Annotated in this window: 21 protein-coding genes and 1 tRNA gene; 9 read left to right on the forward strand and 13 right to left on the reverse strand. The window is 73.4% G+C overall.

The features are described from left to right. Positions 1 to 37: 37 nt before the first annotated feature. The 7 genes from ATL51_RS28330 (at position 38) to ATL51_RS18330 (ending at position 8,357) form a co-directional block, all read left to right on the forward strand. Entirely contained in the window at positions 38 to 232 is a 195-nt protein-coding gene (locus ATL51_RS28330) for a hypothetical protein (protein ID WP_157818424.1), read from the forward strand. Positions 233 to 338: 106 nt separating this feature from the next. Further along, complete coding sequence (gene whiA, locus ATL51_RS18305; RefSeq protein WP_157818425.1) at positions 339 to 1,277, forward strand: DNA-binding protein WhiA; 939 nt, start codon at positions 339 to 341, stop codon at positions 1,275 to 1,277. Between the two features lie 99 nt (positions 1,278 to 1,376). Further along, positions 1,377 to 2,618, forward strand: a complete 1,242-nt coding sequence (locus ATL51_RS18310) for an ATP-grasp domain-containing protein (RefSeq protein WP_100879327.1) — start codon at positions 1,377 to 1,379, stop codon at positions 2,616 to 2,618. A 49-nt stretch (positions 2,619 to 2,667) separates the two neighbouring features. Further along, positions 2,668 to 4,698: a hypothetical protein gene (locus ATL51_RS18315; protein ID WP_100879328.1), complete on the forward strand. Its 2,031-nt coding sequence runs from the start codon at positions 2,668 to 2,670 to the stop codon at positions 4,696 to 4,698. An 8-nt stretch (positions 4,699 to 4,706) separates the two neighbouring features. Continuing rightward, complete coding sequence (gene mptB, locus ATL51_RS18320) at positions 4,707 to 6,095, forward strand: polyprenol phosphomannose-dependent alpha 1,6 mannosyltransferase MptB (protein WP_100879329.1); 1,389 nt, start codon at positions 4,707 to 4,709, stop codon at positions 6,093 to 6,095. 4 nt (positions 6,096 to 6,099) lie between these two features. Continuing rightward, a complete protein-coding gene (gene lnt / locus ATL51_RS18325; protein ID WP_100879330.1) occupies positions 6,100 to 7,584 on the forward strand; it encodes an apolipoprotein N-acyltransferase in 1,485 nt (494 codons plus the stop codon). 62 nt (positions 7,585 to 7,646) lie between these two features. Then, positions 7,647 to 8,357 carry a helix-turn-helix domain-containing protein gene (locus tag ATL51_RS18330; protein ID WP_157818426.1) on the forward strand — a complete coding sequence of 237 codons (711 nt, stop codon included), beginning with the start codon at positions 7,647 to 7,649 and terminating at the stop codon, positions 8,355 to 8,357. Here the strand turns inward: ATL51_RS18330 and ATL51_RS18335 are convergent. The 6 genes from ATL51_RS18335 to ATL51_RS18360 all read right to left on the reverse strand — a co-directional run bounded on the left by ATL51_RS18335 (position 8,300) and on the right by ATL51_RS18360 (position 11,763). Then, positions 8,300 to 8,665: a DUF4345 family protein gene (locus ATL51_RS18335; RefSeq protein ID WP_100879332.1), complete on the reverse strand. Its 366-nt coding sequence runs from the start codon at positions 8,663 to 8,665 to the stop codon at positions 8,300 to 8,302. The two genes, ATL51_RS18330 and ATL51_RS18335, sit on opposite strands and share 58 nt — an antisense overlap. 119 nt (positions 8,666 to 8,784) lie before the next feature. Further along, on the reverse strand, positions 8,785 to 9,363 hold the full coding sequence (locus ATL51_RS18340; RefSeq protein ID WP_100879333.1) for a GNAT family N-acetyltransferase: 579 nt from the start codon (positions 9,361 to 9,363) through the stop codon (positions 8,785 to 8,787). Positions 9,364 to 9,372: 9 nt separating this feature from the next. Further along, positions 9,373 to 10,203, reverse strand: a complete 831-nt coding sequence (locus ATL51_RS18345) for a phosphotransferase (RefSeq protein WP_100879334.1) — start codon at positions 10,201 to 10,203, stop codon at positions 9,373 to 9,375. Between the two features lie 104 nt (positions 10,204 to 10,307). After that, positions 10,308 to 10,511 (reverse strand): cold-shock protein, encoded by a 204-nt coding sequence (locus ATL51_RS18350; protein ID WP_020627798.1) that lies wholly within the window; start codon positions 10,509 to 10,511, stop codon positions 10,308 to 10,310. A 349-nt stretch (positions 10,512 to 10,860) separates the two neighbouring features. Next, positions 10,861 to 11,193, reverse strand: a complete 333-nt coding sequence (locus tag ATL51_RS18355; protein WP_062399612.1) for a hypothetical protein — start codon at positions 11,191 to 11,193, stop codon at positions 10,861 to 10,863. A 57-nt stretch (positions 11,194 to 11,250) separates the two neighbouring features. Beyond that, complete coding sequence (locus tag ATL51_RS18360) at positions 11,251 to 11,763, reverse strand: polyketide cyclase (protein WP_100879335.1); 513 nt, start codon at positions 11,761 to 11,763, stop codon at positions 11,251 to 11,253. Here ATL51_RS18360 and ATL51_RS18365 point away from each other — a divergent pair. Next, positions 11,723 to 12,436: an SDR family NAD(P)-dependent oxidoreductase gene (locus tag ATL51_RS18365; protein WP_100879336.1), complete on the forward strand. Its 714-nt coding sequence runs from the start codon at positions 11,723 to 11,725 to the stop codon at positions 12,434 to 12,436. The two genes, ATL51_RS18360 and ATL51_RS18365, sit on opposite strands and share 41 nt — an antisense overlap. Positions 12,437 to 12,489: 53 nt before the next feature. Here the strand turns inward: ATL51_RS18365 and ATL51_RS18370 are convergent. Together ATL51_RS18370 and ATL51_RS18375 are read right to left on the reverse strand one after the other, a co-directional pair. Further along, positions 12,490 to 12,563, reverse strand: a tRNA-Pro gene (locus tag ATL51_RS18370). A gap of 37 nt (positions 12,564 to 12,600) precedes the next feature. Continuing rightward, positions 12,601 to 13,551, reverse strand: coding sequence for a metallophosphoesterase (locus tag ATL51_RS18375; protein WP_208623025.1), 951 nt, complete (start codon positions 13,549 to 13,551; stop codon positions 12,601 to 12,603). Between the two features lie 38 nt (positions 13,552 to 13,589). On the opposite strand from ATL51_RS18375, the gene ATL51_RS18380 reads away from it, so the two are divergent. Continuing rightward, positions 13,590 to 14,063 carry a GatB/YqeY domain-containing protein gene (locus ATL51_RS18380; protein ID WP_100879338.1) on the forward strand — a complete coding sequence of 158 codons (474 nt, stop codon included), beginning with the start codon at positions 13,590 to 13,592 and terminating at the stop codon, positions 14,061 to 14,063. A gap of 68 nt (positions 14,064 to 14,131) precedes the next feature. Here ATL51_RS18380 and topA read toward each other — a convergent pair whose 3' ends face one another. From topA to ATL51_RS18405, 5 genes are all read right to left on the reverse strand, one after another. After that, positions 14,132 to 16,963, reverse strand: a complete 2,832-nt coding sequence (gene topA, locus ATL51_RS18385; RefSeq protein ID WP_322789686.1) for a type I DNA topoisomerase — start codon at positions 16,961 to 16,963, stop codon at positions 14,132 to 14,134. A 339-nt stretch (positions 16,964 to 17,302) separates the two neighbouring features. Then, positions 17,303 to 17,893 (reverse strand): hypothetical protein, encoded by a 591-nt coding sequence (locus tag ATL51_RS18390; protein WP_301549263.1) that lies wholly within the window; start codon positions 17,891 to 17,893, stop codon positions 17,303 to 17,305. Positions 17,894 to 17,968: 75 nt separating this feature from the next. After that, a complete protein-coding gene (locus ATL51_RS18395; protein ID WP_100879341.1) occupies positions 17,969 to 18,571 on the reverse strand; it encodes a hypothetical protein in 603 nt (200 codons plus the stop codon). A gap of 74 nt (positions 18,572 to 18,645) precedes the next feature. Beyond that, entirely contained in the window at positions 18,646 to 19,251 is a 606-nt protein-coding gene (locus tag ATL51_RS18400) for a hypothetical protein (protein WP_100879342.1), read from the reverse strand. Between the two features lie 120 nt (positions 19,252 to 19,371). Beyond that, the gene (locus ATL51_RS18405) at positions 19,372 to 21,675 is read right to left on the reverse strand and encodes a sodium-translocating pyrophosphatase (RefSeq protein ID WP_100879343.1); all 2,304 of its coding nucleotides are present in this window, start codon (positions 21,673 to 21,675) and stop codon (positions 19,372 to 19,374) included. Positions 21,676 to 21,851: the final 176 nt, after the last annotated feature.

The raw sequence follows: 21,851 nt of genomic DNA on the forward strand, positions 1-21,851 counted from the left end.
GGGAACTCCGGGCGCGCAGTCGTGCGGAGGGGGAGCCATGTCCGAGGGGGCTAACGGCGGGGGCCGGCCCGGTCCTGTGCCGGTCGACGAGCTGGCGCCGGGCGGGCCGCGGGCGAAGGCCCAGGGCTGCCTGTGCTCGGTACTGGCGAACGCGGCGTTCCGGGCCGGGGCCGAGAGCAGGCCCTGTATCGACCCGCGCTGCCCGATGCACGCCGACCCGTCCGAGGACTGATCCCACCACGGTGGGGCGCCCCGGCGCTCCGCCCTTCCGGGCAGGGCGGGGTTCACCTCGGGGGATGTGTCCCCGCCCTGCCGCCTCCCATCCGCAGGAGACGATCGTGTTCGACCTGGAGCGCGTGACCGCAGAGCTGCACCGTGAACTCGGCGCGGTCCGCGAGGAACGCCCCGGTGTCCGGCATGCCGGGCTCGTCACCCAGCTGCGTCTGGCGGGGGAGGTCGGCGTCCGCGACGGCAGGACGACGATCCACGCCGAGTTCGACGCCCCGGCCCCCGCGCTGCGGATGCGCTCCGAGCTCGGGGCGCTGCACGGTCGCGGCGGGCTGCGGGCCGAGGTCGTGACCGGCGGCGGGGCGATCCTGCGCTACCAGGTGCGGGTCACGGCGCCGGGGACCGACCTGGCCCGGGCGACGGGTCTGGTCGACCGGACCGGACGGCCGGTGCTCGGCCTGCCACCCGCCGTCGTCGCGGCGGGGTCCGCCGTCGCCGCCGGGGTGTGGCGCGGGGCGCTGATCGCGCGGGGCCGGGTCGTGCGGCCGGCCGGGCGGGTCCGCCTGGTCGTCACCTGCCCGGGTCCGGCCGTCGTGCTCGCACTGGTCGGAGCGGCCCGCGGGCTCGGGGTGCTGGCTGCGCCGCAGGAGACGGTGAGCGAGCACCGCGTCGTCGTGCGGGATCCGGAGAGCGCCGAAGCGCTGCTGCGCAGTGTCGGCGCGCCGGGTGTGGCCGAGGTGCTGAGCCGGGTCCCGGTCGCCCCGCGGGGCGCGACCACCGCGGACGGGTCGCTGCAGACGGTGAACGCCCGCCGGGCGGCGACGGCCGCCGCCGCGACGACCGAGCGGGTCCGGGCGGCGCTGCGCGCGCTCGGCGACGACGTCGCCCCTCACCTGCGGGAGACCGCGCTGCTGCGTCTGGAGCACCCCTCGCTGTCGCTGGCGGAGCTCGGCCGTCTCGCCGACCCGCCGCTGACGAAGGACACGGTCGCCGGGCGGCTGCGCAGGCTGGTCCGGCTCTCCGGTGTCGCCGGACCCGACGACGACTGAGTCCCGCCGCCACGATCCGCCGCTGCGGCGTACTCAGGGTACGGTGTGGACTCAAGCATTTGCCGCCTTAATTCGTCGACATCGGGAGGTTGCTTTTCCATGCCTCGGTCCGACTCAGCCGCCAAGAATCCAGAAAAGGGATACGTCGCACTTCTCGGGTGGAGTCTCAATGCGGTGGAGGCGATCGACCGCTTCGACCGCCGGTACGTCGTCGTGGCCCCGGACTGGGCCGAGGAGTACTGCAAGGAACACGAGATCCCGTACGTCCCGTGGAACTTCGAGCGGCTGAACGACCGATCGATGGAGATTGCGGAGACCTTGCAGGAGATGGGCGTCGACGTCGCCATCCCACTGTTCGAGGAAACCGTGGAATGGGCCGGCGCGATCAATTCCGTGCTGCTCGACAACCCGCGGCTGTTCGGGCAGGCGATGCTGCTCCGGGACAAGGCGCTGATGAAGCGTCGCGCACAGCTCGGCGGGATCCGGGTGGGCATCTTCGAAGAGGCCCACGACCGTGACGACATCGTCCGTTTCCTCAAGCGCGTCAACCAGACCCTGCTGAAGCTCGACGGTGACCCGAACGACCCGATCCACATCAAGGCGTTCGACAAGGCGGGCTGCCTCGGGCACCGCGTGGTGCGCACCTACGAGGACATCGACAACATCCCGGACGAGGAGTTCCCGCTCCTGATGGAGTCCCACCTCGACGGGTGGGAGTTCGCCGTCGAGGCGTGGGTGCACAACGGGAAGATCAAGTTCCTCAACATCTCCGAGTACGTCACCCTCGGCTACTCGGTGTTCGTGCCGGCGACCCCGGAGCTGGAGAAGTACCGGCCCGCGATCACCGCGCAGATCGAGAAGCTGATCAAGACCTTCGACATCGAGTTCGGCTTCGTCCACCCGGAGTACTTCGTCACCTCCGACGGCGAGATGTACTTCGGCGAGGTGGCCTACCGCCCGCCGGGCTTCAAGGTCTTCGAGCTGCTCGAGCGTTCCTACGGCTTCAACGCCTACCAGGGCATGGTGCTGGCCTTCGACCCGAAGACCACCGAGGAGGAGATCGACGCCTTCTTCCCGAAGGAGGTCGAGGGTGCCTCCGGCGTGGCCGGCTGCTTCGGCGTCTACCCGCGCCGCCGCGTCGTCAGCAGCCTGCAGATCCCCGAGGAGACCGAGGACGACGACTACTACGAGTCGCACGACCTCACGTCGCCGGTCGAGGAGACCGTGACGAAGAGGACCGCGTTCGGCACGCACTGGGGTCTGCTCTACTTCTTCGGGGACGACCCCTACCGGATGCGCGATCTGTTGAAGAAGCAGGAAGAACTCGATTTCTACGTCTGAGGGCGGGTACCCCCGCCCCTGGCCGTGGAGCCCGAACGAGGGAAGCCGTGTGAAACCGACCGTCGACGTCGCGAGTGGGACCTCGGTGCTGGACAGGCGCCTGGTCTCGCTCGACGACGCCACCCGGGACCTGGCCCGGACCCCGGACTTCGGCAAGACGACGAAGATCCGCAGGGTTCTGGAGCAGCTCCGCCGCGTCCTGCTGCAGGACGGAGGGCCCGCCGCCGTGCAGGCCCGCGCCCGTGAGCTGGAGGACGCCGGCGTGTTCGCGGGCACCGACTGGGCGCAGCCGGACATCCTGGTTCCGACCTTCGTCGGGGCCGGGCTGCACAGCGGCGTCGCCGACACGGTGGTGATGGAGGCGACCAGCGAGCTGCGGATGCTCGCGGTCGCCCTCGGGGAGTACGACCACCCCGCGATCTCTGCCGACGAGGCCCGTCAGTTCCTGTCCCAGGTGCTGGCGATGAACCTCGAGCTGCTGTTCACCCCGCCGACCGAGGCGGAGCGGGTCCACGAGGGCCGGACGGCCCAGATGATCCGCGACCTGTTCCGCCACATCGCCGAGGGCATCGGCTACGACAGCGTCCTGGACAAGCTGGTGGACGAGATCTGGCGGATCCTGCGCCAGCGCCCGATCCAGGTCGACCAGGTGTCGTCGCTGATCACCCGGCTGTCGGTGTGGCGCGGCGACCCGAGCGTCGACCTGTCCTCCGGGCAGGGACTCGACCGGCTGATCACCGCGCTGTTCGGGACCACCGAGGCGAGCCGCGAGGACCCGGGCATCGACGTCTTCCGCTCCCGACTGGAGGCGATGGACACCGGAGGCCTGCAGTACGAGGCCGCCGGGTTCGCCCGGGCCATGCACGACACCGGGCTCGTGTCGCCGTACCACGCGGAGCTGCTGCAGTTCCTGCGCCACGAGAGCGACTACCTGCTCGCCGAGGCGCTCGGCCTGTCCGACACCGGCAAGAACTGCCTGCTGCGCTTCCGGGACCTGGTGCACCGGCTGATCGAGGAGGCCGTCACCCCGCACACCGCGCAGTGCATCTACGGCCTGGCGCTGCTGCTCGACCGCGGCATCCTCTACGAGCCGCCGGTCGTGCCCGGGCTCTGGCGCCAGATCGCGCTGGAGATCGGCCCGGCCGCGCGGGAGCGCCTGGTCGCGGCGTTCGGCGAGGAGCCCGCACCCGAGGTGCGGCTGCTGGCCGGTGTGCTGTCGATGCTGGGCCAGCCGCTCGGCGTCGGGCAGGGCGACAACCCCACCTGCCAGTCCGCGCGCGCCCTGTCCATGTGGGCCTACAACGACCCGGACTACCTGCTGCAGATGGTCGTCTGGGCGGCCCGCGACGACGAGATCGTCATGCACTTCGAGGGGCAGCGGATCTCGTCGCAGGAGAGCGGAGCCGGGGTCGCGGAGAAGCTGCCGATCGACCTCGACCCGGTGTCGCTGGTCGTCGTCCCGCACCTGGACCGGATCTACGCCGAGATGGGCCGCCGCTGCGCCGACCGGCCCGGGGACCCGCACCGCTGGGTCAACCCCGAGTTCCACGGCTGGTGGGCGGCCCGCGGCTTCCACATCAACGTCGACGTCGGGACCGGCAACCTGACCGACCTCGACGCGTTCCTGCGTCAGTTCCACGCCGGCTACCACCCCGGGTACAACGGCGGCCAGCCGCTGATCCACCCGCAGCCCGCCGGGATCGCGGTCACCGACAGCGCCGCCCGCTACGTCGGCTGGCACGCCATCGCCATCCTGCGGGTCGCGCCGGACCCGAACGACGTGATGCGGGTGTACTTCTACAACCCGAACAACGACAGCGGGCAGGACTGGGGCGACGGCGTCGTCGTCTCGACGGCGGGCAACGGGGAACGCTTCGGCGAGGCGTCGCTGCCGTTCGACCAGTTCGCGTCGCGCCTCTACATCTTCCACGGCGATCCGCTGGAGCACGGGGAGCCCGAGCGCGTGCCCGCGGAGGACATCGCCACGATCGTCGGCTACATCGAACGCAGCTGGGGCGCCGACCGGCTCCCCGCCGGCGCACTCCAGGCCTCCGACGGCCCGGCGGTCCCGACCGCCTGACCCCGGCCGTGGGGGAGCGACGCCGCCCGGTCGCGGCACCGACCGCGCTCGGCGCCGCCGGGGCGGTGCTGCTGACCGCCGGCGCCTGGGCGGTGGTGCTCCGCCCCGGGTCGACGGTGGCGCTCGGCGCCGCGGTGGCCGGGACGGGGCTGGTCGTCGTGGCCTGGGTGCTGCTGGTGCGCGCTCCGGTGCTCCCGGTGCAGGCGGTGCGGGCGCTGCTCGCCTGGGCCACGCCACTGCTCGTCGCACCGCCGCTGTTCTCCCGCGACGTGTACAGCTACCTCGCCCAGGGGATGGTCGCGCTCGGCGGCGCCGACCCGCACCGGACCGGCCCGGCGGCCGGGCTGCCCGCCGGGTCGCCGGTCCTCGCGCGGGTCGACGGCTACTGGAGGGAGACGCCGTCGCCGTACGGGCCGGTGACCGACCTGTGGCAGAAGGCGGTCGCCGCCGTCGCCGGGGACGGGGTGGTCGCCGGGGTGGCGGCATACCGGCTGCTCGCCGTCGTCGCGGTGGTGGGGATCGGGTGGGCGGTGCTGCGCCTGGCCCGTGCCCACGGGATCCCACCGGGGACGGCGCTGGCGTGGGGGGTCGCGAACCCGCTGGTGCTCTGGCACGTCGTCGGCGGGATGCACAACGACGGCCCGATGCTCGCGCTGCTGCTCGTGGGCCTCGCCGTCGGCCTGCGCGGGCCGTGGGCGGCGCTCGCCGCGGGCGCCGTGCTCGTCGTGCTGGGGGCGTTGGTGAAGGCCCCCGCGGCGGTCGGGCTCGTGGTCCTGGCGGTCGCCGCGGCCCGGTCCGCGCCCGGCGGTACCCGCCGGTGGGGGGCGGTCGTACTGGTCGCGGGGGTGGCCGCGGCGGTCGCGGTCGCGGTGTCGGCCGTCGACGCCGGCGGGGGGAGCTGGCTCGGCGCGGTCTCCGCGCCCGGGCAGCTGTTCAGCTGGATGGCGCCCACCAACTGGGCCGCGGCGGTCGCGGGCGTGCTCGGCGCCGATCCGGCCACGGCACTGACGGCGACGCGGACCGCCGGGACGGTGCTCGCCGCGCTCCTCGCCGCCGGGGTGCTCGTCGCGCAGGCCCGCGGCCGGACCGGTGCGACGACGGCGCTCGGCCTGCTGCTCGGCGCCGTCGTCGTGCTCGGGCCGGTGCTGCACCCGTGGTACCTGCTGTGGGCCCTGACCCCGCTGGCCTGCGTGCCGCTCCCGCGGCGGCCACGGGCGGCGCTGACGGGCGTCGTGGCGCTGTTCGCGGTGCTGGTGCCGCCGCTCGCGGGGGACTTCTCCGGGCGGCCGATGCAGCTCGTCGCCGCCTACGCGGGCGGGCTGCTCGTCGTCGCGGTGGTGGGGGCGGTGACCGCCGGGACCCGCGCGCGGGCCCGCGCCGCGGCCGGATCATGCTGACCGTGTGGTGAAGGCACTCGCGCTGCGGATCGCAGCGGTCGTCGTCGGCGGGGTGCTGCTGCACCTGGCGTTCCCGCCGCGCACCGTGTGGTGGACCGCGATCGTGGCGTTCGCGCTGCTCTGGTGGGCCCTGTCCGGGGTCCGGGTGCGCCGCGCCGCGCTGCTCGGTGCGGTGTTCGGGTTCGCCTTCTACCTGGCGCACCTGATGTGGATCCAGGACTTCCTCGGCCGCGACTACGGCCCGTTCCCGTGGGTGGGGCTGTCGCTGGTGATGGCGGGGTTCCCGGCGCTCGGCGGTGCGCTCGTCGCCCTCGCCGCCCGGCTGCCCGCCGCGCCGGTGTGGGGTGCGCTCGCCTTCGCCGCGCAGGAGTGGCTGCAGAGCCGGTTCCCGCTCAACGGCTTCCCCTGGGGCCGGGTCGCGTTCGGGCAGGTCGAGGGGCCGTTCCTACCGCTCGCCGCGATCGGTGGGGCCCCGCTGGTGTCGGTCGCGGTGGTCGCGGCCGGGTTCTGCGTGGCGGCGTTCCTGCAGCGTCCCCGCCGGGTCGTCGGCCTCGTCCCGGTCGTGGCGGTCGTGCTTGTGCTGCTCGCGGTGCCGACCCCGCCCGTCGACGCGCAGGACGGCACCCGCACCGTCGCGGTCGTGCAGGGCAACGCCCCCGACATCGGGCTCGGCCTGTTCGACGCCGGTCGGACCCTGCGCGCGAACAGCCTCGCCGAGACCTCCGTGCTGATCGACCGCGTCCGGTCCGGCGCGGTCGGTCGGCCCGACCTCGTCGTGTGGCCGGAGAGCTCGCTGTCGACCGACGGCGTCGACCCGGCGGTCGACCGGGTCGTCGACGCGCTCGGCGTGCCGTTCCTGGTCGGCACCAACTACAGGGCGGGCGCGACCGACACCGAGAACGCGGTGGCCGTCTGGAACCCGGGGACCGGGGTGGGGGAGCGCTACGCCAAGCAGGAGCTCGTGCCGTTCGGCGAGCGCATCCCGCTGCGGGCGGTCACGCAGTACCTGACCCCGTTCGTCGCGCTGGCCGACTTCACCCCCGGTACGGCGCCCGCGGTACTGCCCGTCGCGGGCACCCGGATGGCGACGGCGATCTGCTACGAGACCGCCTACGACCACGTGCTGCGCGACGGCGTCGCCGACGGCGGTTCGCTGCTGGTCATCCCGACGAACAACGCCTGGTACGGGCGGGGCGAGATGACCTGGCAGCACCTCGCGATGTCGCGGCTGCGGGCCGTCGAGCACGGGCGGGCTGCGGTCGTCGCGGCGCTGTCCGGGGCGAGTGCGGTGATCCGGCCCGACGGCTCCGTCGTCGCCGAGACCGGGCTGTACACCGCGGACACCCTGGTCGAACAGGTGCCGCTGCGCACCGACCTGACGTTCGCGACCCGCTGGGGGGCGTGGTTCGAGCACGGTCTGGCGCTCGCCGGGCTGCTCGCGGCGGCCGCCGGCTTCGGGTGGCGACGCCGGCGGGCGGGCGTCCGGTGACCGTGGCGGCGGGCCCGGCACGGCTGTGGGTGGGGCCCTGCTGGGCCGTCCACCTGGGGCCGATGCTCGGACTCGACGCACACCGGGGTGCGGTGGCGTGCCTCGCGGTCGGTGTCGACGACGACCTGACCGTGCGCGTCGACGGCGCGCCGGACCGCACGGCGCGGACCCTGCTGGTCCCGGCCGGACTGCGCCACCGCATCACCGGCGGCGCGCACCGGGCGGCCTTCGTGTTCCTCGAGCCCGGTCGCGGGCCCGCCGGGATCGTGACCGGGCACCCGGCCGAGCCCGACCTCGTCGCCTGCGCGGTCGGCGGCGACGGGCCGGGGCTGCGGCGGATCCTGGTCGACAGCGGTACGGCGCCGGACGCCCGCGCCGAGCCCGACGCCCGCATCGCGCGGGCGATCGCGGCCCTGCACCGGCCCGGCGGCCCGGACCTGCCGACCGGTGACCTCGCGGCGGCGGCCGGGCTGTCACCGGGCCACTTCGCGCGCCTGTTCACCCGGCAGACGGGGGCAGGCCTGCGGGCCTACCGCAGGTGGGCGCGGATGCAGATCGTCGCGGGCGTCGTGCGCGACGGCGGGGACCTCACCCGGGCCGCGGCCGACGCCGGTTTCGCGACGCCGTCGCACCTCGGGCTGGCGTTCCGCCGGATGTTCGGCCTTCCGCCCGGGCGGCTCTTCCGGTCGGGGCTCGACATCCGGGTCGTGCCCGGTCAGGTCGCGGCGACGACGACCAGCGCACCGGCCGCGACCGCCTCGACCAGGCCGTAGAACCAGATCGGGTAGAACGCGGTGGGCCGGTCGACCATCCGGGACAGCACGCGCCCGACGGCCATCCCGCCGAGCGCGAAGGCGACGGTGAGCACCACACCGATGCGGAGCCCGGGGACGGCGAGGGCCAGCCCGAGCACGGCCGCGATCCCCAGGCCGAACCCGCCGTAGACGGCGCGCACCTCCGACCTGCTCTCCGGGCCGTCGGCCACCAGCCCGAACGGCCGGACCAGCGCGGCCGGCGCGGCCAGCGCGTACCCGCCCATGAGCAGGAAGAAGATGCCGACCACGACGATGACCACGATCATCGCTCCTCCGTCTCGGTGCTCCTCCGCGGCGACCGGAGGCTCGTCAGGACGTGGGCGAGCCTGCCGGGAACGGGAGCGGTCCGCCGTCACGGATCTGCGCGATCCGGGGCGGTGCCGGGTCAGCCGGTCAGCGCGCGGCGCATGACCACCCGCGGGAACCCGCCGGACACCCCGGTGGTCGCCGCGGCGACCGTGAACCCGCCCGCCTCGAACAACGCGCGGGTGCCGACGTAGGCCATCGTCAGGTCGACCCGGGCGCCCCGGTTGTCCACCGGGTAGCCCTCGACGGCCGGCGCCCCCTGGTCCCGGGCGTACGCGACGGCTGCGGCGAGCAGGGCACGCGCGACGCCACGGCCCCGGTGCCCGGCGCGGACCCGGAAGCACCACACCGACCAGACCGGGAGGTCGTCGACGTGCGGGATGGTGCGGGAGCGGGCGAACGGCAGCTCGGAGCGTGGGGCGACGGCGGCCCAGCCGACCGGTTCGCCGTCGTCGTGGGCGACGACGCCGGGTGCGACCGCGCGGGTCGTCAGCTCCCGCACGTACTCGCCCCGGGCCCGGCCGGTCAGGGCGCGGTGCGTCGCCGCGGGCAGGCGGTGCGAGAGACACCAGCAGACCGACGCGTCGGGGTCGCGCTTCGGGCCCAGCAGGGTCGCGAGGTCGTCGAACGAGGTGGCCGGACCGACGACGAGGGGCACCGGCGCAGGCTAGTCGGGGAACGCCTCGGCGAGCATCCGGTGTCCGTGGGCCTCGAACGGCTCGTCGCCGACCTCCAGGGCCCAGGTCGCGGTGCCGACGGCCTCGGCTATCCACTCCCGGCGCCACGGGCCGGGCTCGCGCGGGTCGCCGCCGTAGCCGTCGTGGTGGGCGGTCTCCAGCGCCGGGTCCCACCGGAACTGGCGGGCGGCGAGACGCACCAGGTCGGTGGGCGCCGGGCGCAGCGCCGCCCGGCCCAGGTCGATCACGGCGACGACCCCGTCGTGCACCAGCCAGTTGCGCGGGTGCCAGTCACCGTGGGTGGGGACGAGCCGGGCCGCCGGGGTCGGCCAGCCGGCCACCTCCGCCCGGAGCCGCGTGAGCAGTCCGGGTGCGATGCGGTGCGGACGCCCGAGCCTGGTCAGCACGGTGTCGCGCAGCCGGGCGCCGTACCCCTCGTCGACGACGGCGGGCCGGTCGTGCAGCAGCGCCAGCAGCTCCCCGGCCCCGCGGTAGGTCGAGGGCTCGTGCTCGGCGGGCGTGTCCTGCACCAGGGCCCCGGGCAGGTAGCGGGTGACCAGCAGCTTCGCGTCGGCGTCGGCGTGGCGGAGCTCCGGTGCGCGGCCGCGGGCGACGAGCGGGGCCAGCCACTCGCGGTGGGCGCGCAGCTCGCGGGCGATGTGGGTGTCGGCGTCGTCGCCGGCCTTCACGATGAGGTCGGCGCCGTCGTGACGGACCTGCAGCACGGTGGTCCCGACCAGACCCCAGCCGTGGTCGGCGACGACCTCGTGCCCGGGCAGCCGGCTCTCGAGCAGTGCGGCCTGGCGGGCGGACAGCGGCACGCCGCCACGGTAGCGGCCCCGGAGACGCCGATGGCGGCATCCCGCGTGGGGATGCCGCCATCGGACGGAGGAACAGTGCCCGGCCGCACGGCCGGGCGGGGGTGTCAGCGGGGGGACACCGAGGAGGCCTGCGGGCCCTTGGCGCCCTGGGTGACCTCGTAGGACACGGCCTGGTTCTCCTGGAGCTCCTTGAAGCCCGAACCCTCGATGGCCGAGTAGTGGACGAACACGTCGGCGCCGCCGTCCTCGGGGGCGATGAAGCCGAAGCCCTTCTCGGCGTTGAACCACTTCACGGTGCCGTTGGTCATGGTGACTCCTTGTCATGCAGCATTCGGACGGAACAACCACGTCGTGCGGCTGCCCGGGTCAGAGGAATTCCCAGACGGCAGCCAGCTTCAGCTACACCAAAGACAGCGGATCCGCCCGCATCATCATTCTGCGAGCGCGCTTGAGACACGAAACTCAGAACTACGGTGACCGAGGAGAACGCTACCGCAGGGTCCGGTGTCGGCCAAACAGCCGTCCGCCCCGCAGCGCTCCTGCGGACGTTCTGCAGGGTCGCGACCTGCTGATCGTCACGCTCGGCGTGACTCTGATCACTGGATGAGCGCCGCCCCGGCACGGTCGGTGCCGGGGCGGCGACCTGTCGTGGCGTGGTCAGGCGTCGGCGGCGGCCCGCTGGCGCACCGCGATGGGTGCCCCGGCGAGGTCCTCCTCGTTGCACAGCAGCTTGAGCTCGTAGTACGCCGCCTCGGACGCCTCGTTGTAGTCGAGGTGGATGGCGATCACGTCGACCGGCTCACCCAGCCAGGACTGGGTCTCCCGCAGCCACTGCGCGGCCCGCTCCAGTGCGGTCGGGAGGTCGTTGTCGCGGAACTGGACCGGGCGGAACGGTACGTCCTGGATCCCGTCGAGCTGGTGCGCCGGGCGGGGGAGGCCACCGGCCAGTCCCGCGTCGTCGAGATCGAGCGCTACCGGGTTCTCACTCATCCCGTCAGGATCGCGCATCACCCCCCGTCGCCGCACCCCACCGTGCCCGGTGTGTCGTCAACGACCCCGTGGCCGGCTGTGGCGCTCGGCGAGCCGTCCCAGGTTCAGCAGCTGTCGCCGGGCCATCACGAGGTCGCCGACCGACACCAGCGGTGCGAGTGCGCGGGTGCCGCCCATGACGACCTTGAGCAGCAGGCGGGTCGTGTCCGCCCCCAGCGGCGCGAGGACGTAGGACATGACGGCACCCAGGACGCTGCCGGTGAGCTGCACGCCGGGGTCGACCGAGAGGATCCGGCCGAGCCGCCGTCCGCCGGTCGCGGTGAAGGCGTCCCCGACCTGCGGTTCCGGGAGCCCCACGAGCTCCTGCGGGGATCGGCGTCCGAGGTTGTCGACCCAGTCGTAGGAGTACGGGGCGAGCCGGATCTGGGCGACCCACGGCCAGACGACGGCGGCCGGCGCGGCGACGGAGACGCCCCGCCACGCCTGCAGCGTGGGGGCCCGGACGAGCTCGTCGCACGGGTAGGGGCGGGTGGTCTCGGCGTCGCTCACGCCCCAGCGGTCACCGATCACGGGTCCATCGTGCACCCGACGCCGTCCGCCGTCCGCGCCACGAACCGCGCGGTCGTCGTCACGACCCGGGGTCGGTGGCCCGGACCCGCGTACCGCGCCGTCGTGGAGCGCGGCCGTCGCCGAGGCCGAGCACCGGTTCGGCCGGCTGACCGTCCTGGTCAACAACGCCGGCGTCCAGAACCCGCCCGCACCGATCGAGACGACCGAGGCGTCCACGTGGCGGCGTGTGCTCGACATCGATCTGACCGGTGCGTTCTTCGGCATCAAGGCGGTGACGCCGGCCCTGCGCCGTGCGGGCGGCGGGTCCATCACCAACATCGGTTCCGTCATGGGGGCCGGGGGGACCGCCCACTACGCGCCGTACGTCGCCGCCAAGTGGGCGCTGCGCGGCCTGACCAGGACCGCGGCGCTCGAGCTGGGCCGCGACGGGATCCGGGTCAACGTCGTCCACCCGGGGGTCATCGCGACGCCGTTCATCACCGAGCCCGCCGCCGGAGCCGCCGCCCCCATCGCCGACTTCTACTCGCCCGACCCCTTCGCGGTGCCGCGGCTGGGGGAACCGGCGGACATCTCGGCGCTGGTGCTGTTCCTCGCCTCCCCGGCGGCGTCCTTCGTGACGGGCTCGGAGTACGTGAGCGACGGCGGCCTGCTGCTCGGCCCGGCCCTCCGGTGAGGCCGTGGAACACGACGAAGGCCCAGGTCCGCCGGACCTGGGCCTTCGTGTTGTCGGGGTGACAGGATTTGAACCTGCGACCTCTTCGTCCCGAACGAAGCGCGCTACCAAGCTGCGCCACACCCCGATGGACACCCGGGTCTCCCCGTGAGCCGTGGAGGACTCTACCCGATGCCCTCCGAGGCCTGCGCGGGGGTTCCCGTCCGCGCATCGGGGCCGGTCGCGCGGGGGACGAGGGTCAGCAGCGAGGCCTCCGGCGGGCACGCGAAGCGCACCGGTGCGTACGGCGAGGTGCCCAGCCCGGCCGACACGTGCAGCCGCATCCGGCTGCCCCAGCGGCTCGCCCCGCGGGCCCGGGACCGGTCGATCCCGCAGTTGGTGACGAGTGCGCCGTAGCCGGGCACCCGCAGCTGACCGCCGTGGGTGTGCCCGGCGAGGACGAGGTCGTAGCCGTCGGCGGCGAAGCCGTCGAGGACCCGCGGCTCGGGGGAGTGGGTCAGTCCGATGCGCAGGTCGGCGTCGGCGTCGTGGCCGGCGATGCGCGGGTAGCGGTCCAGGTTCAGGTGCGGGTCGTCGACGCCCGCGATCCGGACCGTCCGGCCGTCGACCTCGAGCACGTGCCGGGCGTGGGTGGCGTCGACCCAGCCGTGCTCGCGGAACGCGGCGCGCAGGTCGGTCCAGGGCAGGTCCGCCCCGTGCACCCGCTTCGTGTCCCCGCGGCGCAGGTAGCGGGCCGGGTTCTTCGGGGTGGGGCCGTAGTAGTCGTTGCTGCCGAACACGAACGCGCCCGGCCGCTCCAGCAGCCTCCCCAGCGCGGTAAGCACGCCCGGGACCGCGTCGGGGTGCGCCAGGTTGTCCCCGGTGTCGATCACCAGGTGCGGGTCGAGCTCGTCCAGCGCCGCGATCCACCGGATCTTGCTGCGCTGGCCCGGCGTGAGGTGGAAGTCCGACAGGTGCAGGATCCGCAGCGGCCGCGCACCCTCGTCGAGGACGGGCAGCTCGACCCGGCGCAACGTCCAGTGCCGCCGCTCGATCCCCGCCGCGTACCCGATGCCCGACGCTCCGAGCAGGGCGGCGCCGGCGGCGGTACGGGCGAGGGTCCCGGCGATACTCACGCGATCCAGCCTACGTCGCGGGACTATCGTGGCGACCCGTGAGCACCCTCAAGGAGCAGCTGCGGGCCGACCTGACCATCGCGATGAAGGCCAGGGACGAGCTGGTGCGGACGACCCTGCGATCCGTCCTGACCTCCATCGGCAACGCCGAGGTGGCCGGTGACACCGCCCGGGAGCTCTCCGACGACGAGGTCCGCGCGGTCATCACCAAGGAGACCAAGCGGCGCGCCGAGTCCGCCCAGGCCTTCGCCGACGGCGGCCGCCCCGAGTCCGCCGAGCGTGAGCGCGCCGAGGGCGAGGTCCTCGCCCGGTACCTGCCGACCCAGCTCGACGACGACGAGGTGGCCGCCCTGGCGACCGCTGCCGTCGCCGAGGTGGAGTCCGAGACCGGGGAGAAGCCCGGCATGAAGCAGATGGGCCAGGTCATGAAGAAGGCGAACGCCGCCGCGGCGGGCCGCGCCGAGGGCGGCCGCGTCGCCGCCGCCGTGAAGAAGGCCCTCGCCGCGGGCTGACCGGCCCCGCCGACGCGACGGGCCCCGCACCGGATCATCCGGAGCGGGGCCCGTCGTCGTCACCGGTCTCAGGTCGTCGGGGTCGTGCGCGTCCGGGTCCCGGTCGACTTCGTCGGCGTGGTCTTGGCCGCGGTGCTGCGGGTCGTCGTCTTCTTCGTCGCGGCGGTGCGGGTCCCGGTCTTGGCCGCGGTGCTCTTGGCTGCGGTGCTCTTGGCCGCCGTGCTCTTCGACGCCGCCGGCTTGCGGGTCGTCGTCTTCTTCTTCGCCGGGGCCTTCGCCCGCCGCTCGGCGAGCAGCTCGGAGGCCCGGTCGTCGGTGATCTCCTCGACCGAGTCGCCCTTGCGCAGGCTGGCGTTGGTCTCGCCGTCGGTGACGTAGGGGCCGAACCGGCCGTCCTTGATCACCATCTTCTTCTTCGTCGAGGCGTCCTCGCCCAGTTCGCGCAGCGGCGGCGCCGCGGCGGCGCGGCCCCGCTGCTTGGGCTGCTTGTAGATCTCCAGGGCCTCCTCCAGGGTGACCGTGAAGAGCTGCTCCTCGCCGGAGAGCGACCTCGAGTCCGTGCCCTTCTTCAGGTACGGGCCGTAGCGGCCGTTCTGCGCGGTGATCTCGTCACCGGAGTCCGGGTCCGTGCCGACGATCCGCGGCAGCGACAGCAGCCGCAGCGCGTCCTCGAGGGTGATGGTGTCGACCGTCATCGACTTGAACAGCGAGCCGGTGCGCGGCTTCGGCTTGGCCGGCTTCTTCTTGGCGCCCTCGGGCACCTCCGGCTCGGGCAGGAGCTCGGTGACGTAGGGGCCGAAGCGGCCCTCCTTCGCCACGATCTCGTGTCCGGTGACCGGATCGGTGCCCAGCTTGCGGCCTTCCTGCGGCACCGAGAACAGCTTCTCGGCGATCTCCTCGGACAGCTCGTCCGGGGCCAGGTCGTCGGGCAGGTTCGCGCGCTGGGACTCGCCGTCGACGATCCGCTCCAGGTACGGGCCGTAACGCCCCACCCGGACGACGACGTCGTTGCCCGCCGCGTCGGCGAACATCGGGATCGAGTTCACCGTGCGGGCGTCGATCTCCTCCAGGTTCGATCCGACGAGCTTCTTCAGCCCACCGGCCCGGGCGATCTCCGAGCCGCTGCTCGCGCCGTCGGTGCCGAAGTAGAACCCGGACAGCCAGTGCACACGGGAGTCGTCACCGGAGGCGATGGAGTCGAGGTCGTCCTCCATCGCGGCCGTGAAGTCGTAGTCGACGAGCTGGCCGAAGTGCTGCTCCATCAGCCCGACGACGGCGAACGCCACCCACGACGGGACGAGCGCGGAGCCCTTCTTCCAGACGTAGCCGCGGTCGAGGATCGTCTTGATCGTCGACGCGTACGTCGACGGCCGGCCGATCCCCATCTCCTCCATCGCCTTGACCAGCGCGGGCTCGGTGAACCGCGATGGCGGGCTGGTGGAGTGCCCGTCGGGCACCAGCTCGGTGGCGGTCAGCGGCTGGCCCTCGGTCAGCTCGGGCAGCCGGGACTCGGCGTCGTCGGCCTGCTGGCCCGAGGCCTCGTCGTCGAGGGTCTCGACGTAGGCCTTGAGGAAGCCGGGGAAGGTGATCGTGCGGCCCGAGGACGCGAACACGACCTTCTCGCCGGTCCCCGCGGTGCCCGCGATCCGGACGCTCACGGTGGTCCCGCGGGCGTCGTTCATCTGCGAGGCGATGGTCCGCTGCCAGATCATCTCGTAGAGGCGGAAGTCGTCGCCGTCGACCTCGCGGGCGATGGCACCCGGGGTCCGGAAGGTCTCGCCGGAGGGACGGATGGCCTCGTGGGCCTCCTGGGCGTTCTTCACCTTGCGCGTGTACTGGCGGGGCGAGTCCGCGACGTAGGCGTCGCCGTACAGCTCACGGGCCTGCGAGCGGGCCGCCTCGATGGCCGTCGCCGACAGCGTCGTCGAGTCCGTACGCATGTAGGTGATGTAGCCGTTCTCGTACAGACGCTGCGCGCTGCGCATCGTGCGCTCGGAGGAGAACCGCAGCTTGCGGCCCGCCTCCTGCTGCAGCGTCGAGGTCATGAACGGCGGGTACGGCTTGCGCGTGTAGGGCTTGGAGTCGACGGAGGCGACCTCCATCGGACGGTCCTGCAGCCCCTCGGCGAGGCGGCGCGCCTCGGCCTCGTTCAGGGTGACGACCTCCGCGGAGCCCTTCTTCAGCTGCCCGAGCGAGTCGAAGTCGCGGCCGGTGGCGACACGCTTGTCGTCGACCTGCAGCAGCCGCGCACCGAACGAGCGCGGTGTGGCCTTCTCCCCGGCGTCGAGGGTCGCGGCGATGTCCCAGTACTCCGCGGAGCGGAACGCGATGCGGTCCCGCTCGCGCTGCACGATCAGCCGGGTCGCGACCGACTGGACGCGGCCCGCCGACAGCTTCGGCATGACCTTCTTCCACAGCACGGGGGAGACCTCGTAGCCGTAGAGGCGGTCCAGGATGCGGCGGGTCTCCTGTGCGTCGACGAGGTGCTGGTCGAGCTCGCGGGTGTTCTCGGCGGCCGCGCGGATCGCCGACTCGGTGATCTCGTGGAAGACCATCCGCCGGACCGGGACCTTCGGCTGGAGGGTCTCCAGGAGGTGCCAGGCGATGGCCTCGCCCTCACGGTCGGGGTCCGTCGCGAGCAGGAGTTCGTCGACGGTCTTCAGCGCCTCGCGCAGCTCCGAGACGGTGCTGCGCTTCTCCGGCGTGACGATGTAGAGCGGGCTGAACTGGTTGTCGACGTCGACGCCGAGCCGCGCCCAGGACTCGCCCTTGTACTTGGCGGGGACGTCCGCCGCGCCGCGCGGCAGGTCACGGATGTGACCGACCGAGGACTCGACGATGTAGTCGTTGCCCAGGTAGGGCTGGATCTTCTTCGCCTTGCTGGGGGACTCGACGATCACCAGGCGGCGCGTCGGGCGGCCGGATGCGTTCGCCGTCGAGGTCGGCTTGCGCGTGCTGCCCCCCGACGTGCGTGCCGAACCCGTCGTTCCCGTTGTCGCTGCTGCCACGTGGTCCTACCTCATCTCCTCGGCTGCGTCGCGGTCCCTGCGACGTCGTAGCCGTTTCCCGACCTCGCACTGTTACACCGTGCGGTCCCGGAGCGTGCCGGGACGGTTGCGCTGAGCGTCTTGTTCGGGGTCGACGATCGCACGATCTCACACCGTCGTCGCTCCGTGTCGTGGCTCGTGCCACGGGGAGCGGGCGAGTCGCCAGCGTAGACCCGGCCGTGGTTCGGCAGGTCAGGCGGCCGGTCGGCCGTGGTGCCGGGGCCACTCGGTCGGGTTCGTCATCCGCGGCGCGGGGCCCACCAGTTCCACCAGTCGGGCCAGTCGGCGAGCTCCGTGCAGGCGTAACGCCGGGCCGGGCGCGCCGTGTTCCCCCGGGGCGAGCCGTGCCGGGGGCAGGCCGGCCCGGGTGGCGGCGGCGATCAGCGGGCCGTGTGTCCACGGGGCCTGCGGGTCGAGCAGCAGCAGATACCCGCCCCGCAGGTCGGACGTGCCCGCGGAGAGCGCCCACAGCCGGAGCGTGGCGCCGTCGAGCTGGAAGTCCGGCGGGATCTGCTTGCGACCGTCCGGCGTGCACCAGGCGTGGGCCAGCGGGACCAGGTCGCGCCGGAACGCGCTGCGCATCCCGGACGCGCCGGGGGCGAGGGTGACGCCGCGGGCCGCCGCCAGCGCGGCCAGCGCGGTCTCGCGCCCCTCGATCGGCAGCGGGACGTCGAACCGGGCCGTGTCACCGGCGCCGAACCGCTCGATGCGCCCGGGCCCGCAGAGCAGCCCGGCCAGGTCGGTCAGCCCGGCCGGCCGGGCCTCCGCGGAGAACAGCGACATCTGCGGCACCCGCGAAGCATAGAACGCATGTTCGAGCTTGCCCAGCAGGGAGCGCCGGACGGGTGACGCGGCGGGTCAGGCGGGACCGTTGATCTTCTTGAGGGCGACGCACTTCGGCGCGGTCGCGAACGCCTTGTCCAGCCGCGGGGTGGGGCCGATCTTGTCCAGGCCCTGGGCGCCGGAGATCGTCCGCAGCTTCTGCTGGGCGCCGTCGAGCTTGCCCTTGAAGCCCTGGACGTCGTTCGGGTCGATCGCGTCGACGTCCTTCTTGGCCTGGGCGATCGTCGTGCCGGACCGGTCGAGCATGTCGCGCACCGCGGTCGCCCACGCGTCGCCGCCGCTCACCGGGGACTCGCCGGCCGCGGTCAGCTGCTTCTTGCCGGTGTCGATGCCGGTCGCGACCTTGCCGAGGTACTCCGACAGGCGCGTCTTGATGCCGGCGAGGTCGGCGCCGTCGTAGTTCGGCGGGGTGTTGAGCGGCTGGTAGTAGGCCAGGGTCGCGCCGCAGACCTTGTCGCCCCAGGCGACCGGGTCGGCGCCGACGCCCGCGGTCGGCCGCGGTGCCGGGTCCGCCGTGGGGGTGCCGGCCACGCTCGACGCGCAGCCGCCGGCCAGGAGCGCGGCGAGCAGGGTGGGGAGCAGGACCCGGGCGGTTCGCGCCGGGCGGGGGGTGGCCATCGTCGGGCTCCAGGGTCGGGGCCCGTCGGGGCCCGGGGCACGGACAGTGGTCGACGGTAGGACGCCGTCGCCGGTCAGCTGCTTCCACCCTCCCCGGTTGGCCCGTTCGGAGCAGCAGTGGGTGCGCCGGGCGGTGGTGTCGCGCGGGCCTGCTCTGCCGACCGGGTGAGATCTGTGCAGGTCGTCGAGGCCCGGAACGCCGAGGCGATCGCCGGGTTGCCGGTGACCTCGTCGAGGGGGCCGGTGGTGCCGCCGAGGCGGGCCAGCGGCTCCAGCGCGGCGGGCAGGTCGCGCTGTACCGCGGCGGGGTCGGCCGGGTCGATGGCGTCGACCCGCGAACGCGCCCCGGAGAACGCCGAGCGGATCTCGCCGAGCCCGCCCTGGAGCCGTGCGGAGAGGGCATCGCCGTCGTCGACGGGAGCCGGGCCGAGCCGGTCCAGGTCGCCCAGCGCGCCGTCGGCGGCCTGGGTGGTGCGGGTCAGGTAGTCCGAGAGGGCCCGCAACCGCTGCGCGGGGTCCGGGGTCTCACCGGGGGTGTCCACGGCGGTGCGGACGAAGGGCAGCACGGCCGCGCACATCGACTCGGTCCACTGCTCGACGGTCGGCCCGGAGGGGCCGCAGCCCGCCAGCAGGACGGCCGGGGCGACGAGGAGTCCGGCGAGACCTCGCGATGTCCGCATCGCTCCTCCGTCGGGGTGATCGCTGCCGTCCGGCGGAGAGTATCCGAATCGTCCCGTGGACCACGTCGGCCGCCCGTCCCGATGGGACGAGCGGCCGACGTGGTCCTGCGAGATGTCGCCTCAGCCGACCGAGCTCTCGGCCGGTGCGTCGGTGATCGCCGAGGTGCGGCGCTTCGAGACCACGACCGCGGCCGCGATGATCACCACCGCCGCGAGCGCGATGAGGACGCGGATCACCGGGTTGGCGTCCGGGGTGGACAGCACCACGACCGCGGGGGCGATCAGCACCGAGACCAGGTTCATGACCTTGATCAGCGGGTTGATCGCGGGGCCCGCGGTGTCCTTGAACGGGTCGCCGACGGTGTCGCCGATGATCGTCGCCTCGTGGGCGTCGGAGCCCTTGCCGCCGTGGTTGCCGTCCTCGACGAGCTTCTTGGCGTTGTCCCAGGCGCCGCCCGAGTTGGCCAGGAAGATCGCCATCAGGACGCCGGTCGCGATGGCGCCGGCCAGGTAGCCGGCCAGCGGGCCGACACCGAGACCGAACCCGACCGCGATCGGGGCGAAGATGGCGAGCAGGCCGGGGGTGGCCAGCTCGCGCAGCGAGTCCCGGGTGCAGATGTCGACGACACGGCCGTACTCCGGGCGCTCGGTGCGGTCCATGATCCCGGGGTGCTCCCGGAACTGGCGGCGCACCTCGTAGACGACCGCGCCCGCGGCGCGGGTCACGGCGTTGACCGCGAGCCCGGAGAACATGAAGACCACCGCGGCGCCGATGATCACCCCGACCAGGGTGTTCGGGCTGAACACCTCGTAGGCGAACGCGGTGCCCGCGTCCTGCGCGGCGATGCCCACCCCGTCCAGGGCCTGGCTGATCGCGTCGCGGTAGGAGCCGAACAGGGCCGTCGCCGCGAGCACCGCGGTGGCGATCGCGATGCCCTTGGTGATCGCCTTGGTCGTGTTCCCGACCGCGTCGAGCTCGGTGAGGATGTCGACGCCCTCGCCCTCGACGTCGCCGGACATCTCCGCGATGCCCTGGGCGTTGTCCGAGACCGGGCCGAAGGTGTCCATCGCGACGATGACGCCGACCGTGGTCAGCAGGCCGGTACCGGCCAGCGCGACCGCGAACAGCGAGACGACGATCGAGCCGGACAGCAGGAAAGCGCCGTAGACGGCCGCGGAGATGACGAGGGCGGTGTAGACGGCGGACTCGAAGCCGATCGAGATACCGGACAGGATCACGGTGGCCGCACCGGTCAGCGAGGACTCGCCGACGTCCTTGACCGGACGGTCCTCGGTGCCGGTGTAGTAGCCGGTCAGCTTGAGGATGACCGCGGCCAGCACGATGCCGATGACGACCGCGACCGAGGCGATCAGGCGCGGGTCGCCGGCCAGACCGACGACGCTGGTGTCGGTCGGGTTCAGCAGCTCGCCGAAGGTGCCCGGGAGGTAGACGTAGGCGGCGACGATCGACAGCACCCCGGCGAACAGCGCCGAGAGGTAGAAGCTGCGGTTGATCGCGCGCAGGGTGTTCTCCCCGGCGCGGGCCTTCGTCAGGTAGACGCCGAGGATCGCGGTGATCACGCCGATCGCGGGGACGATCAGCGGGAACAGCAGGCCCTGCAGGCCGAACGCCGCGGTACCGAGGATCAGCGCCGCGACCAGGGTCACCGCGTAGGACTCGAACAGGTCGGCGGCCATGCCGGCGCAGTCGCCGACGTTGTCGCCCACGTTGTCGGCGATGGTGGCCGCGTTGCGGGGGTCGTCCTCGGGGATGCCCTGCTCGACCTTGCCGACCAGGTCGGCGCCGACGTCGGCGGCCTTGGTGAAGATGCCGCCGCCGACCCGCATGAACATCGCGAGCAGGGCCGCGCCGAAGCCGAAGCCCTCCAGGACGCGGGGCGCCTGGCCGGCGTAGACGAGCACGACGATCGCGGCCCCGAACAGGCCGAGGCCGACGGTGAACATGCCGACGACGCCGCCGGTGCGGAACGCGATGCGGGTCGCCTTCTCCCGGCCGCCCGTCTCGCGTGAGGCGGCTGCGACCCGGATGTTCGCGCGCGTCGCGAGCCACATGCCCAGGTAGCCGATGATCGCGGAGAAGACCGCGCCGACGACGAAGAAGATCGACCGGCCGATGCGTTCGCCGAGGTCCTCGGCGGGGAGCGCGAAGAGCAGGACGAACACGATCGCGGCGAAGATCGCGAGCGTGCGGAACTGACGGTTGAGGTACGCCGTGGCGCCTTCCTGGACCGCGCGGCCGATCTCCTGCATGTTCGGGGTGCCCTCGCCGTAGGAGAGCACCTCCCGCAACAGGAGACCGCCGACGACCAGGGCGACGAGGGCGACCACCGCGACCACGCCGACGATGGCGAGGTCCCCGCCGCCGAGCTCGAGGCCCTGGGCGAGGTAGGTGGGCTGGGACATCCGTGTCCTCCCGGTGGAAAGGATCCGGCCGGCGAGGTCCCCGGCGGCCGGGACGGGTCAGTGTGGCTCGACCCGGCCGGGCGGCGACGGCCTCGTCGGCGTCGACTGGGCCCGGGCGGTGTCCACCGATGACCGGGCTGGTGCAGTCTAGGAGTGTGGTGCATCCCTCAGTGCGA

It is taken from the genome of Pseudonocardia alni (assembly GCF_002813375.1).
In the GTDB taxonomy this organism is placed as follows: domain Bacteria; phylum Actinomycetota; class Actinomycetes; order Mycobacteriales; family Pseudonocardiaceae; genus Pseudonocardia; species Pseudonocardia alni.

Excerpts from the sequence above, each read along its gene's own strand:
- ATL51_RS18400 (WP_100879342.1), bottom strand. The coding sequence starts at position 19,251 with ATGCGGACATCGCGAGGTCTCGCCGGACTCCTCGTCGCCCCGGCCGTC.
- ATL51_RS18405 (WP_100879343.1), bottom strand. The coding sequence starts at position 21,675 with ATGTCCCAGCCCACCTACCTCGCCCAGGGCCTCGAGCTCGGCGGCGGG.
- ATL51_RS18355 (WP_062399612.1), bottom strand. The coding sequence starts at position 11,193 with ATGAGTGAGAACCCGGTAGCGCTCGATCTCGACGACGCGGGACTGGCC.
- ATL51_RS28330 (WP_157818424.1), top strand. The coding sequence starts at position 38 with ATGTCCGAGGGGGCTAACGGCGGGGGCCGGCCCGGTCCTGTGCCGGTC.
- ATL51_RS18350 (WP_020627798.1), bottom strand. The coding sequence starts at position 10,511 with ATGACCAACGGCACCGTGAAGTGGTTCAACGCCGAGAAGGGCTTCGGC.
- ATL51_RS18330 (WP_157818426.1), top strand. The coding sequence starts at position 7,647 with ATGCTCGGACTCGACGCACACCGGGGTGCGGTGGCGTGCCTCGCGGTC.
- ATL51_RS18335 (WP_100879332.1), bottom strand. The coding sequence starts at position 8,665 with ATGATCGTGGTCATCGTCGTGGTCGGCATCTTCTTCCTGCTCATGGGC.
- ATL51_RS18395 (WP_100879341.1), bottom strand. The coding sequence starts at position 18,571 with ATGGCCACCCCCCGCCCGGCGCGAACCGCCCGGGTCCTGCTCCCCACC.
- ATL51_RS18390 (WP_301549263.1), bottom strand. The coding sequence starts at position 17,893 with ATGTCGCTGTTCTCCGCGGAGGCCCGGCCGGCCGGGCTGACCGACCTG.
- ATL51_RS18310 (WP_100879327.1), top strand. The coding sequence starts at position 1,377 with ATGCCTCGGTCCGACTCAGCCGCCAAGAATCCAGAAAAGGGATACGTC.